General features: G+C 47.9%; 16 protein-coding genes. 12 read left to right on the forward strand and 4 right to left on the reverse strand.

Features of this window, described 5'->3' with window-relative positions; genetic code table 11:
- Positions 1 to 9: 9 nt before the first annotated feature.
- Positions 10 to 435, forward strand: a complete 426-nt coding sequence (locus H581_RS0109405) for an SRPBCC family protein (protein ID WP_028548475.1) — start codon at positions 10 to 12, stop codon at positions 433 to 435.
- 79 nt (positions 436 to 514) lie between these two features.
- On the opposite strand, the gene H581_RS0109410 is transcribed toward H581_RS0109405, so the two are convergent.
- A complete protein-coding gene (locus H581_RS0109410) occupies positions 515 to 931 on the reverse strand; it encodes a VOC family protein (protein WP_028609793.1) in 417 nt (138 codons plus the stop codon).
- Between the two features lie 186 nt (positions 932 to 1,117).
- Between H581_RS0109410 and H581_RS0109415 the strand changes: the two genes are divergently transcribed.
- The 4 genes from H581_RS0109415 to H581_RS0109435 all read left to right on the forward strand — a co-directional run bounded on the left by H581_RS0109415 (position 1,118) and on the right by H581_RS0109435 (position 3,809).
- Positions 1,118 to 1,594, forward strand: coding sequence for a hypothetical protein (locus tag H581_RS0109415; RefSeq protein WP_028609794.1), 477 nt, complete (start codon positions 1,118 to 1,120; stop codon positions 1,592 to 1,594).
- 699 nt (positions 1,595 to 2,293) lie between these two features.
- Complete coding sequence (locus H581_RS0109425; protein WP_028609796.1) at positions 2,294 to 2,608, forward strand: winged helix-turn-helix domain-containing protein; 315 nt, start codon at positions 2,294 to 2,296, stop codon at positions 2,606 to 2,608.
- An 80-nt stretch (positions 2,609 to 2,688) separates the two neighbouring features.
- On the forward strand, positions 2,689 to 3,201 hold the full coding sequence (locus H581_RS0109430; RefSeq protein WP_028609797.1) for a P-loop nucleotide/nucleoside kinase family protein: 513 nt from the start codon (positions 2,689 to 2,691) through the stop codon (positions 3,199 to 3,201).
- Positions 3,202 to 3,368: 167 nt separating this feature from the next.
- The gene (locus H581_RS0109435) at positions 3,369 to 3,809 is read left to right on the forward strand and encodes a GNAT family N-acetyltransferase (RefSeq protein WP_028609798.1); all 441 of its coding nucleotides are present in this window, start codon (positions 3,369 to 3,371) and stop codon (positions 3,807 to 3,809) included.
- 340 nt (positions 3,810 to 4,149) lie between these two features.
- Here the strand turns inward: H581_RS0109435 and H581_RS33515 are convergent, their stop codons facing one another.
- Positions 4,150 to 4,407, reverse strand: coding sequence for a Rossmann-fold NAD(P)-binding domain-containing protein (locus H581_RS33515; RefSeq protein WP_051250611.1), 258 nt, complete (start codon positions 4,405 to 4,407; stop codon positions 4,150 to 4,152).
- A 340-nt stretch (positions 4,408 to 4,747) separates the two neighbouring features.
- Between H581_RS33515 and H581_RS0109450 the strand changes: the two genes are divergently transcribed.
- On the forward strand, positions 4,748 to 5,107 hold the full coding sequence (locus H581_RS0109450) for an MmcQ/YjbR family DNA-binding protein (protein WP_028609799.1): 360 nt from the start codon (positions 4,748 to 4,750) through the stop codon (positions 5,105 to 5,107).
- A gap of 189 nt (positions 5,108 to 5,296) precedes the next feature.
- Here H581_RS0109450 and H581_RS37030 read toward each other — a convergent pair whose 3' ends face one another.
- The gene (locus tag H581_RS37030) at positions 5,297 to 5,578 is read right to left on the reverse strand and encodes a tyrosine-type recombinase/integrase (RefSeq protein WP_245599989.1); all 282 of its coding nucleotides are present in this window, start codon (positions 5,576 to 5,578) and stop codon (positions 5,297 to 5,299) included.
- 288 nt (positions 5,579 to 5,866) lie between these two features.
- Between H581_RS37030 and H581_RS0109455 the strand changes: the two genes are divergently transcribed.
- The 6 genes from H581_RS0109455 to sigJ all read left to right on the forward strand — a co-directional run bounded on the left by H581_RS0109455 (position 5,867) and on the right by sigJ (position 11,801).
- The gene (locus H581_RS0109455; protein WP_028609800.1) at positions 5,867 to 6,532 is read left to right on the forward strand and encodes a TetR/AcrR family transcriptional regulator; all 666 of its coding nucleotides are present in this window, start codon (positions 5,867 to 5,869) and stop codon (positions 6,530 to 6,532) included.
- A gap of 113 nt (positions 6,533 to 6,645) precedes the next feature.
- Positions 6,646 to 7,317 carry a pentapeptide repeat-containing protein gene (locus H581_RS33520; RefSeq protein ID WP_084134521.1) on the forward strand — a complete coding sequence of 224 codons (672 nt, stop codon included), beginning with the start codon at positions 6,646 to 6,648 and terminating at the stop codon, positions 7,315 to 7,317.
- A 63-nt stretch (positions 7,318 to 7,380) separates the two neighbouring features.
- Positions 7,381 to 8,610: a serine hydrolase domain-containing protein gene (locus H581_RS0109465; protein WP_028609801.1), complete on the forward strand. Its 1,230-nt coding sequence runs from the start codon at positions 7,381 to 7,383 to the stop codon at positions 8,608 to 8,610.
- 591 nt (positions 8,611 to 9,201) lie between these two features.
- The gene (locus H581_RS0109475; protein WP_028609802.1) at positions 9,202 to 9,822 is read left to right on the forward strand and encodes an FMN-dependent NADH-azoreductase; all 621 of its coding nucleotides are present in this window, start codon (positions 9,202 to 9,204) and stop codon (positions 9,820 to 9,822) included.
- Between the two features lie 89 nt (positions 9,823 to 9,911).
- The gene (locus H581_RS0109480; RefSeq protein WP_028609803.1) at positions 9,912 to 10,736 is read left to right on the forward strand and encodes an NAD(P)H-binding protein; all 825 of its coding nucleotides are present in this window, start codon (positions 9,912 to 9,914) and stop codon (positions 10,734 to 10,736) included.
- 210 nt (positions 10,737 to 10,946) lie between these two features.
- Positions 10,947 to 11,801 carry an RNA polymerase sigma factor SigJ gene (gene sigJ, locus H581_RS0109485; protein ID WP_028609804.1) on the forward strand — a complete coding sequence of 285 codons (855 nt, stop codon included), beginning with the start codon at positions 10,947 to 10,949 and terminating at the stop codon, positions 11,799 to 11,801.
- A 645-nt stretch (positions 11,802 to 12,446) separates the two neighbouring features.
- Here the strand turns inward: sigJ and aspS are convergent.
- The gene (gene aspS, locus H581_RS0109490; RefSeq protein ID WP_028609805.1) at positions 12,447 to 13,754 is read right to left on the reverse strand and encodes an aspartate--tRNA(Asn) ligase; all 1,308 of its coding nucleotides are present in this window, start codon (positions 13,752 to 13,754) and stop codon (positions 12,447 to 12,449) included.
- Positions 13,755 to 13,760: the final 6 nt, after the last annotated feature.

Genomic DNA, 13,760 nt, shown 5'->3' on the forward strand with positions numbered 1-13,760 from the left:
CTATTTAAAATGGAAACGAGTCAACCGACGAAAGTAACCGTGCAAGCCGTCATTCAAGCGCCTGTCGAGAAGGTATGGCGCTATTGGACCGAGCCGGATCACATCACGAAGTGGAATCAAGCGTCCGAGGACTGGCATGCGCCGAGAGCCGAAAACGATCTGCGGGTCGGCGGCAAGTTTCTGACACGGATGGAAGCGAAGGATGGCAGCATGGGCTTTGATTTTGGCGGCGTCTACGATGTCGTGAATCGGCATGAGGCGATCGGCTACACCATGGAAGACGGAAGAAGAGTGGATATTGCTTTCGTCGATCAAGGGAATGAGACGAAGGTCATTGAAACGTTCGACGCGGAAAGCTCCAATCCCGTCGAGTTCCAGCAAGCAGGCTGGCAAGCGATCATGGACAATTTCAAAGCCTATACCGAACAAAACTAATCATCGCGAAGAAGACGCCGGGGAAGATGCCCGGCGTCTTTCTTTTTGAACCCTAGTACGAGCGTGCTCTCTGTTAGCCTTAACCTTGTGCCGCATCCATGTTCATGTAGTTAATGGCCCACAGATGGCCGTCCAAGTCCACGAAGCCCCAATGATACATGGACCCATGATCTTCAGGTTCAGCGTGCAATTTCCCGCCCAAGGAGACCGCGGTATTCACGATTTCATCGACCTTTTCCCGGCTCTCGAAGGCCAATGCGGTCGTCATCTGCGCATACTTGCTCGTATCGACGGATTCCTTCTCCGTGAGCGTATTAAAGAATGCTTGATTGATCAGCATGACCTGCAGGTTGTCGCCGATCATGATGGCTACCGAATTCTCGTTCTCGGGGAATTGCGGGTTGAGCTCGAATCCGAGTCCGGTGAAGAACGCTTTCGATTGTTCTACGTTTTTTACAGGCAGGTTGAAGCTCGTGAATGCGGACGTTAATGCCATTTTCAAAACACCTCTTCGTCAAATTAGTTTGTGTTCATTTATGCCTTCGTTTATATAGACGACAGCCGATCCGGGAATTCATCGGTCTCATAGATTCGGAAGCGTAAATTTTGAAAAATAACTTGGTATTGAGTTCGGATACCCGCCATTCCCGTATATTACGGACAATAGTAAGGGGTTGGATTTATGAGAATAAGATTGATTTTTGTGCTAATCTTGCTATCACTGTTCACGGCTTGCACCGCTAATAGCAACGAAGGTGGGTCAGAGGGATCCGAAGATGTAGTCAGTGAAGGGTGCCCATATAACGGGGCGATCGTAGAGGTGAAATATCAGAACGAGATTCCATTTGAAGAAATTACAGAAATCTGGTCTGACAATGGTTGGCAGATACCTAATCCCGAAGCAGATGGACATACCGTTGTTGGGGTGATATCGGGTACTTTTGAGGGAAGTAAATGGATAACCACAAGTGCGTATAAGACAAAGGAAATTACAATTATTTCAGTATGGGTAAACCAAGAAATAGATAAAAACAAGCATGATAAGCAAGTTTCAAAAGCGAATTCTTATATGGATAAAATAGAATCCATTCTCGATAAGAAATATCCAACTAAAGGCGAGAGAACATCAAAGATTAACTCGGGTTGCATACAAGATTAAATGATATCAAGGTGGCTTCGTTGTGCTAATGGGTACGATTGTGCAATGACAACAGGCTGCCGGTAGGAAACAGCAGCCTAATTGAGTAATCGGGGGCAGGCATGATGTACTAGTTTAAACAGATAGGATGTAATTGACATGAAGCTTACAAAAAATCAGACTTTATTTGGGGTTATGCTTAGCTTATCAGCCCCTTACCTTGTTTTCCTGATAGTCGGGTATATTATTACGAAGCCGTCTGAGGATTTTCAGTATCAAGACAGTTACTTTGTAATTTTCCATCTCACGTGGACTATTTATCTAGTTGGAGCTATTTTTACTTTTTTACTGTATGCGCTTTGTGTCATAGTAGTAAGAAAAATACGGAAAAAGTAGGATAGTTTTATAATTTCAAATAGGTTAACATACCGCATTGTCGAGCAACGGTAGCTGAATTAGCGCCTTGATAGAGATGCAGTCGACTATTGAGCTAACGAAAACAATAGTTCAATAACGAGGGTTGCCACATGGCATCCTTTTCTCAGCTATAAGGGACACGATAGTTAAACATAAAGGGTTTCACATATTAGCCATGCATAATATGTGAAACCCCTTAGTTCATTTGATTTTCTTAAAATTAGGTCTTGATAAGCGATGGTGTAGCCTGCGAGTGATAAAGTTTTAGACTATCGATGGCATTAAGTGAAATGAGGAACTAAATTGTCTAGCATCCCCCCTTATAGGGACTTCGTACTTCCGTTCCTTCAGATACTAAATGATCGAGAACTCTACACTATAGATGGAATAATAAATAATTTAGTTATTTTGTTTGGGCTATCGGAGGAAGATATGAAAGAAATGGTTAAGTGCGGAAGACAATATACATATAAAAATCGAATTATTAACGCAAGAACTTCCCTATTAAGAGATGGATATATTCAGTATGATGGAGAAAAAAATATATTGATTACTGATAAAGGAAGTCAGTTTTTAAAGAGTCAGACATTGCTAACGGATACAAGAGCTCAGCGATAGAATCGATCCATCACTTTTTCTGCATTTATTACGGCGGGCCGCCTAATATATGCGGCTTGGTTGTGAAGGAGGCGAATTTTATGCTCTATATATTTAGCGGGTTGCCAGGCACCGGGAAGTCCACGTTATCATCGGCTTTGGCTAGAGAGTTTCAGGCTACGTATCTCCGGGTCGATATCGTGGAACAAGCTATGCGGGTTGCTGGGACGTGGGCAGATGGACCCGCGGGTTACATCGTGTGTTATGCGATTGCATCGCAGAATCTCCGGCTGGGACTCGATGTGATAGCAGATACGGTCAATCCCATCGAAATAACGCGCCAAGATTGGCGCAACGTAGCGGAATCTCTTGGAACTCCGTTTGTGGAAATCGAAGTAATCTGCTCAGACGATCGTGAACATAGGCATCGAATCGAAACGCGTGTAGCCGATATTCCCGGCTTTGCTTTACCTACATGGGAGCAGGTTAGGAACAGACAGTACGATATTTGGGACCGTGAACACATCGTTATCGACACAGCTCACCAAACTGTGGCCGAAAGTCTGAAGACGTTGCGCGAACGGTTGGATCGGGAGCGTAAGAAGTTTAGTTGATTCCAACGGAGACGGAGATTCAGGGCAACATGCTGCTAGCATCAATGGCAGCCTGTTGAGGTATCGGGCAGGAGAGTTGACACTTGTTTTGATAACGGAGAGCAATTAGTATAATAAAAAACAAAGGTCCATCTAGCGGGTGATCGCCTTTAAGAAAGGGAGTATCTATGCAAATAGAATCGCTTATTTATAGCGATAAGTTGTGGCAAGTCGTTGCTGAGTATGCGCAGAATTGCTCATGGAAAGCTGGGTCCACTTTAGCGAAACAAATGAAAGAATGCCATTTTTCAGACTGGGAAAGAGTTTTTGCAGCACTTGATGGTGATCACATTGCTGGTTATTGCACTGTAGCAAAAACCGACTGCATACCTGATATTGCCTATACACCTTATATAGGGTTCGTGTTTGTGGAAGAGCAGTACAGAGGCAAGCGATTAAGCGAAAAGTTGATTTTATCTGCCTTGACATACGCAAAGGAACTGGGTTTTGATAAGGTATACCTTGTCAGTGACCATGTTAATTTGTACGAAAAATATGGTTTCGTGAAGATAGATGAGAAAGAAGCACCTTGGGGAGCAATGGAGACCATTTTTATGCACCTGACGTAACGTGCTGCCATAGCAAAGGGCCACCCTCAAAGGATGGCCCTAAAACTTGCCGTTATAGTAGTAAAGACCGCATTGTTCCATTTCCTCAGAGTTTCAAAGAGCTACTGGCCATGCACGCAGATACGATGAAAAAGAAGCAAGCGGCCTATATGTTTGAGTCCTCATGGAAGAAAAAGTACACAGACAGGGGAATCCGCAAGATTTTGGCTAAATATTCAGTGGAGGCCAATGCCAATATATTTATCCAAATTCCGCCGCGATAAAAGACAGAGACAGCCGTACCTTCCACCCACGTCCCCATAATCGAATTGATGTGCCCAAGAGCAGGGTACCTGAATAGTCACTGAATATTTGCGATTTGATCAGACTCCCAGATCGCGTAGGGCCTAACTTGCTTGCTCACGGCGATCCGATACATCGCGTAGGCAACTTGGCCTGCTCCAATCGGCTTGTATTTGCGCAGAGGACCGACCATGAACAGGGAAAGAAACGGGAAGAGGAGTATTCCCGCTTTTTCCTTGATCCGAAATTCTTTTCGCTTTCCCAGAAGGAGTGAAGGGCGGAACACGTGGTACTGATCGAAACCGACCGCGGCCAATACTTCCTCCGCTTCTCCTTTGACCCGACCGTAATAGATGCGGGAGATCTTATTAGATCCTATTGAATTGACGATTCATATAAAGCAAAAATAATTCAGCAAACGCTACAGGATAGTTCAACAATATGGGGTTTACATATTAGTTATGTGTAATATGTAAACGGATTTTTCAATTTTAGGTCTTGATAAGCGATGGTGTTGCCTGCGAGTGATTTATAGAACATACTGTTGGATGAAAAAAGTATCTAACGGGCAGTAATGATCGGGATACATTCAAGTTATAATAATGAAATACAAGCCATAAGAAGTTTGTTGTCGTCGGCGAAGGAGAGATGCTGATTTGAAGAAAAATATCATCGAATACTGTTTAAAGAAGAAAGGTGCGACTAAAGATTATCCCTTTGGACCCGATCCGTTGGTGATCAAAATTGCAGGTAAAATGTTCGCGCTTATTTTTGAGGATAAAGGGGATAATTTTCTCATAAACTTAAAATGTGACCCGGTGATTGCGGAAAACTTGAGAGAGCAACATGAGACCGTTCGACCAGGGTATCACATGAACAAAAAGCACTGGAATACAATTACGATCGATGGTTCCTTGCCAGAGTCAGATGTCTTTGTAATGATTGACCACTCTTACGATTTGGTTGGCAAAAATCTTCCTAAGAGCCTCAGAGAATCTATTCTGGAAAAGGACTAGCTGATCAATGGTGTATCAACTGACCGGGACGGCAATGGGTATTGTTAAAATGAAGGTGAAAAGAGTTTGCCGATTCTAAGCATCTCTTTAAGGAAACAGCGGAAGTCTAGGAATTTTTTCCATCCTAGGCTACCGCTGTTTCTTTTTTGGAAGTGATTCTAAAGCTTGAACTTCCAAGAACTAGTCCTTTTATACTGGGAATCGTGTTATGACATCGTCATATGCTTCCTGAGCAACTGTTATCGCGAGACGTGAATGTATCTCTAAGGATTTTCGGCTTTCGTGGCCGCTATATGGTTGAATCAGTGCATTGTCAATCCCTTGACGTTTAAGCCAGGCTAGAAGGTAATGTCTGAATTTATGTGGTGAAATATTGCGTTCAAGACCGGCGAGCTCAGAATACTTGGTTATTAATTTCCTTATCCCTCTATCAGCAATTATAGCATAGATTATCGTTCTGTTATTGATCAAATCAGTAGGACAAGATAGTGAATTTCCGTTTCCATTTACATAAATGGAACTTTATACCACAGGGGAACGTTTTACAATATATGTTGATATGCGTATGCTAAGACACATGTGAGATTGTTGACAGTTACAAAATATTGATGCAGACGCCGTTGTCGCTAACAACCACGCCGAAAGCAATCGTGATACAAAGCCCCCCAATACAAAATTTTTTTTTGGGAGGATTGACATCATAAGGTCGATAGGATATATTTGTTACATACCAACCGAATGTATGAAAGGAGAGAGCGAATGGCAAGAAATAAATATCCGGAAGAAACAATCAACCAAATCCTAACCGTGGCTCTGAACCTGTTCATACAAAAAGGATACGAGCAGACCTCCATTCAGGATATCATTAATGAACTGGGCGGGCTGACAAAAGGGGCGATTTACCATCACTTCAAGTCAAAGGAAGAGATCATGCAGGCCGTTACCGACCATATGTTCAAAGGTGTTGACGAGATACTGTCCGGCATCCGGGACGACAAGGGGCTAAACGGCCGGGAGAAGCTCCGCAAGATTTCCCGCGTCTCTCTCGACAATCCCGCCCAAAACGAAATAGCATCGGCGGCACCGAACCTTTTGCGCAATCCAAAGCTGCTGGTAGCCCAGATCGAGCACATGATAGAAAAAGCCATACCTGTCTATATCCAGCCCATCATCGAACAAGGTATGCGAGATGGCTCGATCCGTACCGGCTATCCTAGGGAGCTTAGCGAAGTGTTGTTGATTCTCACTAACGTTTGGCTAAACCCAGCGGTCATCCAAGCTTCGCCCGAAATGATGTTGCGCAAGGTAAGGCTTTTCGATGAAATATTGAAAGGCCTGGGACTTGACCTGTTCGATGAGCAAATGTTTCAACGATACGAGGAACTGTTTCGTTTGTCAGCAAGAGAAGTCAGCAAAGAAAACTAAACTGCCGAAAGGCAGTATATTTTCAAACCTATTCATACCATCGGTTGGTATGAATAGGTGGTCCGGGTTCAAAGCGCTTGTTAGAAAACTAATTATAAGGAGATGTGAATGTTATGAATCAGACAATGACCTCCCGTTCGCTGGAACGGCAAATGGTGACCAACTTTAGTGGAAGCAACCTGGCGAAGAGCGACTTAGCAGGCGTTACGGCCCGTAAAGGACAGTTTAACGGCAGCGCGCTGCACGGTTCCGATTTTTCGGACGCAGATTTGACCGGCAGTACGTTTAAGAGCAGCGACGTACGCGATGCCAATTTTGACGGCGCGAATCTGACGGACTGCAGCCTATCCGCCCTTGACCTGTCGAATGCAAGCTTCAACAAGTCGATCCTTGTGCGCACCAACTTCAGCAGCGCGAATCTTAACGGAGCCCAATTCACGGGCGTAAGGCTGACCGACGTCACGTTAACGACGACCGATCTTAAAACAACGATATTTGAAGGCTGTTTATTTGACGGGGTTGACTTCAAGTACTCCGATCTGAGCGGGCAGCGTTTCGACGGACAGACGTTTATCGGCGTTAAGTTTGGCCGAGCGGCATTAAGCAACGCTTCGTTCAAGGGCGCTACATTAAAAAATGTTTCTTTCCACCCGGGGTTTACTTTGACTAAGAAGTACTATCGCTTGATCAAAACCATCTGCTTTGACGGCGCGACGATGGATAAACTGACATTTGCTGCGCTCAAAGGCATGGAAGCCAATTTGTCAAAAGTTACAGTCATTTAAGGGAGCTTGTTAACAATAGGACTGATAAAAAAGTAAAGCGAGGGAAACGAAATGAAAAAGATGATGGAACAAAGCAACAGAGGCTTCTCCGAAACAGGTCTGCGCAGAATGCGCGACGTGCTGGCACGGCATGTCGAGTCCGGGAAGATTCCTGGGCTCGTTGCCCTGGTCAGCCGGAACGGCGAGACGCACGTCGAAGCGATCGGCACGATGCGCCATGATGGCGGCGCGCCGATGCGCCGGGACACGATCTTCCGGATGGCGTCCACTTCCAAAATGGTCGGGGCCGCGCCGGTGATGATCCTTCTTGACGAGTGCAAGCTGCATCTGGACGACCCAGTAGACAAATGGCTGCCAGAACTCGCCAACCGGCAGGTGCTGAAGCGACCCGACGGTCCGATGGACGAAACCGTGCCGGCGCGGCGGCCGATCACCGTGCGAGACCTGTTGACCTCCACGTTCGGGCTCGGAGTGGATATGACGTTGATGGGTTCCCCGATCCAGAACGCGATCTTCGAGAATGGATTATTCGACACGCCAGGGCAGGAGATGCCCGAGCCGGATGAGTGGATGCGCCGCCTGGGCACACTCCCACTGAGCTACCAGCCGGGAGAGCGGTGGCAGTACCACATCAGCAACGAAGTACTTGGCGTACTCGTTGCCAGGGTCACGGGTCAAACATTCGAGACGTTCTTACGCGAGCGTATCCTTGATCCGCTGGGGATGAAGGACACCGGCTTCCACGTGCTCGCCAACAAGATTGACCGGTTGCCGCCCGCCTACATCCCCGATCCGCAAACCGGAGAGTTCAACGTGTGGGACGAGGCGGCAGGCGGACGCTACACCCAACCTCCGGCGTTCCAAGCAGGAGGCGGTGGGCTGCTCTCGACCGTCGACGATTATCACGCGTTTTTACGGATGCTGTTGAACCAAGGAATGCACGGGACTGAACGGATCCTGTCCCGGCCCGCCGTCCAGTTGATGACCACCAACCACCTTACGCCCGAGCAACAAGCTTTCCGAGACGACTTGGCAAAAAACAACGTTCATTTGTCGCATGGCCAAGGGCAGCACGGCGGTTGGGGCTTCGGGATGGCGGTGCGCACCTATCGCGGCGACTACGCGTCCATCGGTCAGTTCGGCTGGGACGGCGGAAGCGGCACCTCGGCGTACGCCGACCCGGACAAACAGCTCAACGGAATCCTGCTCACCCAGGTCGGGATGTCTACTCCGGACCCAGCGCATCTTATCCACGACTTCTGGACCATGGTCTATCAGGCAATTGAAGACTAACACCGAGCCCGCGCCTGGTACGTACGCCATCAACCCACGACTCCCAACGGTTAGCCCCCTGACGGCCGCGTGGCATATATCTTTGCCATGAGTGCGTATAAAAAGCGGGTGTAAGAATATCTCTACAAATGGGAAACATGTGACCCAAGACGGCTCGCGAGGCTATGGCTTCACGGGCTGTTTTCTTTGCTCTTGTATACGGTTAAGCATAAAAGTTCTTGTCATCCGACAACAACTGTCAGAGGACAAAATCATATATGCATAAGAAACCGCGTAAATCGCGGTTTTTTTGTTTAAAGGATACAAGTTCTTGTCCAAATCCGAGGACAAGAACTTGTATCGTTACCCGAACGGAGACAAGTACTTGCAGTCATAACCGTCAAGGTTGCTTAACGGAGCTTTGATTCCGATGTTACAAATCAGAGCCTTACATCGTTATATGTGCAAAACATAAAGGGAGTTGAGGAACAATGAACGATTTGACATGAATCATTTTCGGAAGAAGCTTTTCAAGGCTTACCGTGTTGCTGTGATCATTATGATTACATTAACAAGAAAATTTCTTTTAAATAAAGAGGAGGAATAATTAAAATGGCAAATATTTTATTCGTTAAAGCTAACGATCGGGATCAATCCATCAGCTTAAAGCTCTACGACGCTTTCGTAAGCGCGTATCGGGCGAAAAATCCGAGCGACAATATTACGGAATTAGACCTTTTCGAAGTGGAGCTGCCTTACTACAACGGCGAAATGTTTTCGGGCATTATCAAGCTTGCCAACGGTGGTGAACTCACGGCCGAGGAACAAAAAGCAGCCAATATCGCTAATGGCTACACAGATCAATTTCTTGCAGCTGATAAAGTCGTATTCGCGTTCCCTCTTTGGAATTTTACGATTCCGGCTCAATTGTTGACCTACCTGTCCTATCTAAGCCAACCGCGCAAAACCTTCTCTTATTCGGCACAAGGTCCGGTAGGGACGCAAGGAGATAAGAAAGTCGTGCTTCTTAACGCAAGAGGTAGCGTTTACTCCGAAGGCCCGCTGGCTCAAAAGGAGATGTCTGTGAACTACGTGAAAAGCATGCTAGGTTTTTGGGGAATCACAACTATTGAAACGGTTATCGTAGAAGGCCACAATCAATTCCAAGATCGTGCTCAGCAAATCATCGAAACCGGCTTAGCTGAAGCAGCAAAAGTAGCATCCGGATTCTAAATTCACTACAATCATAACACTATGCCGCCGTCATTGGCGGTATAGTGTTCAAACGACATAAAATAGTAATAGCAAAGGATGAGAAAAATATGATCTTAGTTACGGGTGCCACAGGCTCGGTAGGCCGTGAAGTAGTACGGTTGCTGCATAAGGACGGTTTTAAGGTACGGGCGCTCAGCCGCAGTCCGGAGAAGACGAATTTTCCTGCAGGAGTTGAGGGGGTAGCAGGAGATCTCATGAAGCCTGAGACTTTTCCCGCGGCTTTAGACGGTGTGGAAAAAGTATTTTGGATGTTACCGCTAACCGCCGACTTTAACTTCCCTCGGATCGCCCGGCAGTCCGGGGTTCGTCATATCGTACTGCTTTCAGCGGCAACGGTCGAAATTGGAGTAGAAAACGCCATTGCGCGACTCCACTTAAATGCCGAGCAGGCAGTCCGGGAATCGGACGCGTCCTGGACATTCCTGCGGCCCAACGGCTTCATGACCGATGCGTTCCGATGGAAAGATTCGATCAGGTCCGAGGGGGGTGTCCGGTTACCGTTTGGCGACCTCAGCATTCCAATCATCGATTCGCGGGACACTGCCGCCGTTGCCGCGAAAGCTCTAAGCTCAGACGGATATGAAGGGAAGATTTATACGTTAACCGGACCTGAATCGCTAACTCGTAGACAACAAGTGCGTATACTTGGCGAAGTATTGGGGCGAGATATCGGGTTTGAATCGATTCCGGACGATATCGCACGTGAACACTTACTTCGACATATGCCTGCGGAAATGGTTGACGCTCTTTTTGATCTGTCTAAGCAAGGTCAAAGATTCTCTAAGGTGCTTCCTACAGTGGAAGAAGTAACCGGCCGGACACCTCGAACCTTCAAACAATGGTCGATCGATCATTCCGAGGCTTTTCGGTAAAGTTTCGCGAACAAATAGATCTTATAAAGATATACAAAGGTGATCCCACCGTAATCAATCAACAATTGACTTACTGGAATTCTCGGCAATAATCGCTGCATAAAGGTGCCGAAAACTATAACTATTGCAATTGGGAACGCCTGCATGCTTCAATTGATACAAAGAGACCAAGAATTTGCATTACTTTTACAGGAAAAGGTGAGACGGCGAATGGAGGAACTGTACGATCAATATAGAGCGCTGCTGTTCACGCTGGCTTATCAGTTGACAGGCTCTGCGGCAGACGCGGAGGATGTGGTGCAGGACGTATTCTTTAAGGCCTGCGTCGTACATCCCGAACGTCTGGAGGAACCGAAGGCTTATTTGTGCAAAATGGTAACCAATCGCTGTCTCGATATGCAGAAGTCTGCGCGCAGGAGGAGGGAAGTGTACGTCGGTCCTTGGCTTCCCGAACCGATTCGGACGCCGGAGGCGGATACGCTCGAAGCGGTCGTCCGCCGCGATCTGCTGTCTTACGGCATGCTCGTACTGCTCGAGCGGCTATCGCCGACAGAGCGGGCGGTTTTCGTCCTTCGTGAAGCGCTTGGATTCGATTATCCCGACATCGCCGAACTACTCGGCAAGCGAGAGACGAATTGCCGCATGCTGATGAGCCGGGCAAGAAGCAAGATGGGAATTTCCGAGGAAGAGCTGGTCGCGGCCGAAGCGATCGAATTGGAATGGGTTAGCCGATTCCTCACATCCCTCGAGCAAGGTAACGTCGATCATGTGCTATCCTTGCTGAGCGAAGACGTCATGCTCGTCACCGACGGGGGTGGAAAAGTAATCGCGGCTACACATCCGATACAAACACGCGAGCAAGTGGCCCTTATCCTTGCTGGTGCGCTCCATGGCTTAAAGTCTCAGGGAAGTATTCACTCCGAGTTTGTATCTCTGAACGGTGAGACAGGTATCGTACTTCGTTCAGGGGAAGAGACCGTGGCCGCAATATATTTACAACGCCGACGCGGAAATTTTGATAAAATTTACGTTGTAAGAAACCCGGATAAGCTTACACGGGTTTAGGTAGTCAACTGCAGATTTTTGAACATTACATCAATGGACAACATGGAATGATAACTAAAAAAATCACAGCGGTAGCCGGTCAGTGCGATCGGCTGTCTTTGTTGAACGGGCAGATTCATCATTTTTTTATAACAACTCGAAGCAAATCGAAAAGGGATAACAATATAAGTTCTTGTCCTACAACGATACATGTTCTTGTCCAGTCAACAACTCAGGGCGGTTTTTTAGATATTAGCTAGATAAATAGACTTGTGTACAAAAATGCGATTTTGCGAATATGTGTTCGAATCCTTCTATAACACTTTCATCAAACTATCCCAATTAGTTCGTATTAACATGTTACAGGTACCTACGTGCCTACTTTCAGCATAGCAATCGTCTCGTCTAAAGTTGATCGTCACATCTACCGCTACGTTTTCCGTAGTCCTCGAGGGCTTCAGCCGCCAGATCTCTCTGACGTCTGCCTGTTAGCTACGAGGGGCTTGGTCCCTACCTCGGCTGAACTTTCATCAGCTAGTTGTGCCTAGCTTGGTTAGGCGCGGCTTGGGGCTATTTGACGCTCACGAAAAAGAGGCTTTGCCGTTATGGGGCAAGCCTCTTTTTCGTGAGACCACTTATGAATTCTTTCCGTTCGGCCATTCCATTCTAAGGAGCAAGCCGCGTCCGGTCCCGCGGAAACGCCGAAGCTTCACGCACGTTCGGCTGACCGAGCAAACGCGAGGTAAGGCGCTCGAGCCCGATCGCGAACCCGCCGTGCGGCGGCATGCCGTAACGGAAAACGTCGAGATAGCCGGCAAAATGGTCCGTGTTCAGCCCCCGGCTGCGTATCGAGGCGATCAACTCCTCGTAATCGTGAATCCGCTGGCCGCCGGTCGTTATTTCGAGGCCGTTAAAGATCAAATCGAACGAAGCAGTGAGCGCGCCGTTTTCAGGAGCCGGCATCGTGTACATCGGGCGTATTTCGCGCGGGTAACGCGTAATGAACACGAAAGCAGGCTTGCCGTTTTCAGCCGCATACTGGCAAATGAGCCGTTCGCCCTCCGGGTCGAGGTCGCCCTTCGGAGACGTTTTGCCGTACTTTCGCAGCAAAATGCGCTGCGCTTCCCCAACCGGAATTCGCGGGATATCGGTCGGCAGTTGGATGCCTATGCCCAGCAATGCCAGTTCCGCTTCGCATTCGGTGGCCACTTTCTCCAGCATGTACTGTAGCATTTCCTGTTCCAAATCCATTAGTTCTTCTTCCGAGCGGATAAAACCCATTTCGACGTCGAGCGATACGTACTCGTTCAGATGGCGGGACGTATTGTGCTCCTCGGCCCGGTAAACGGGGGCGATTTCGAACACCCGTTCATAGCCGGCGCCTACCATCATTTGTTTGTAAAATTGCGGCGACTGAGCCAAATATGCTTGCCGGCCGAAATAGTCCACCGGGAACAGGTTGGAGCCCCCCTCGGTGCCGGAGGCGACGATTTTCGGCGTGAAAATCTGGGTGAAATCGCGCCGGCACAAGTAGTCGCGGAATGCACCCGCCAAGGAGGCCTGGATGCGAAAAGTCGAGTGCAACTGCGGATGCCTGAGCGACAGCACCCGGTGATCGAGCACGGTGTCGAGCCTTGCGCTGATCGTCTTTTTGTTGATCTCAAAAGGCAGCCGCTCTGCGGCGCTGATGCACCGGACCGACGCCGTGCGGATCTCGATTCCACCGGGCGCTTTAGGCGCATGTTCAGCAGTGCCGGTTACGGAGACGACCGATTCCAGGCTAAGCGGTGTTTCGGCGAGCTCCCCTTCGAGGACGCATTGTATAATTCCGCTCCGGTCGCGCACGTGCATAAAGGCAAGCTGGCCGAGATGGCGAATGCTATGAACCCATCCGTGTATGGTTACGGGATGCCCCATATGTTCGAAGACATGGGCGCAAAGCACACGGACTTGCTTGGTTGAATGAGTTTCCATGAGTAA

The sequence above is a fragment of the Paenibacillus harenae DSM 16969 genome, from assembly GCF_000422465.1.
Lineage (GTDB): Bacteria > Bacillota > Bacilli > Paenibacillales > Paenibacillaceae > Pristimantibacillus > Pristimantibacillus harenae.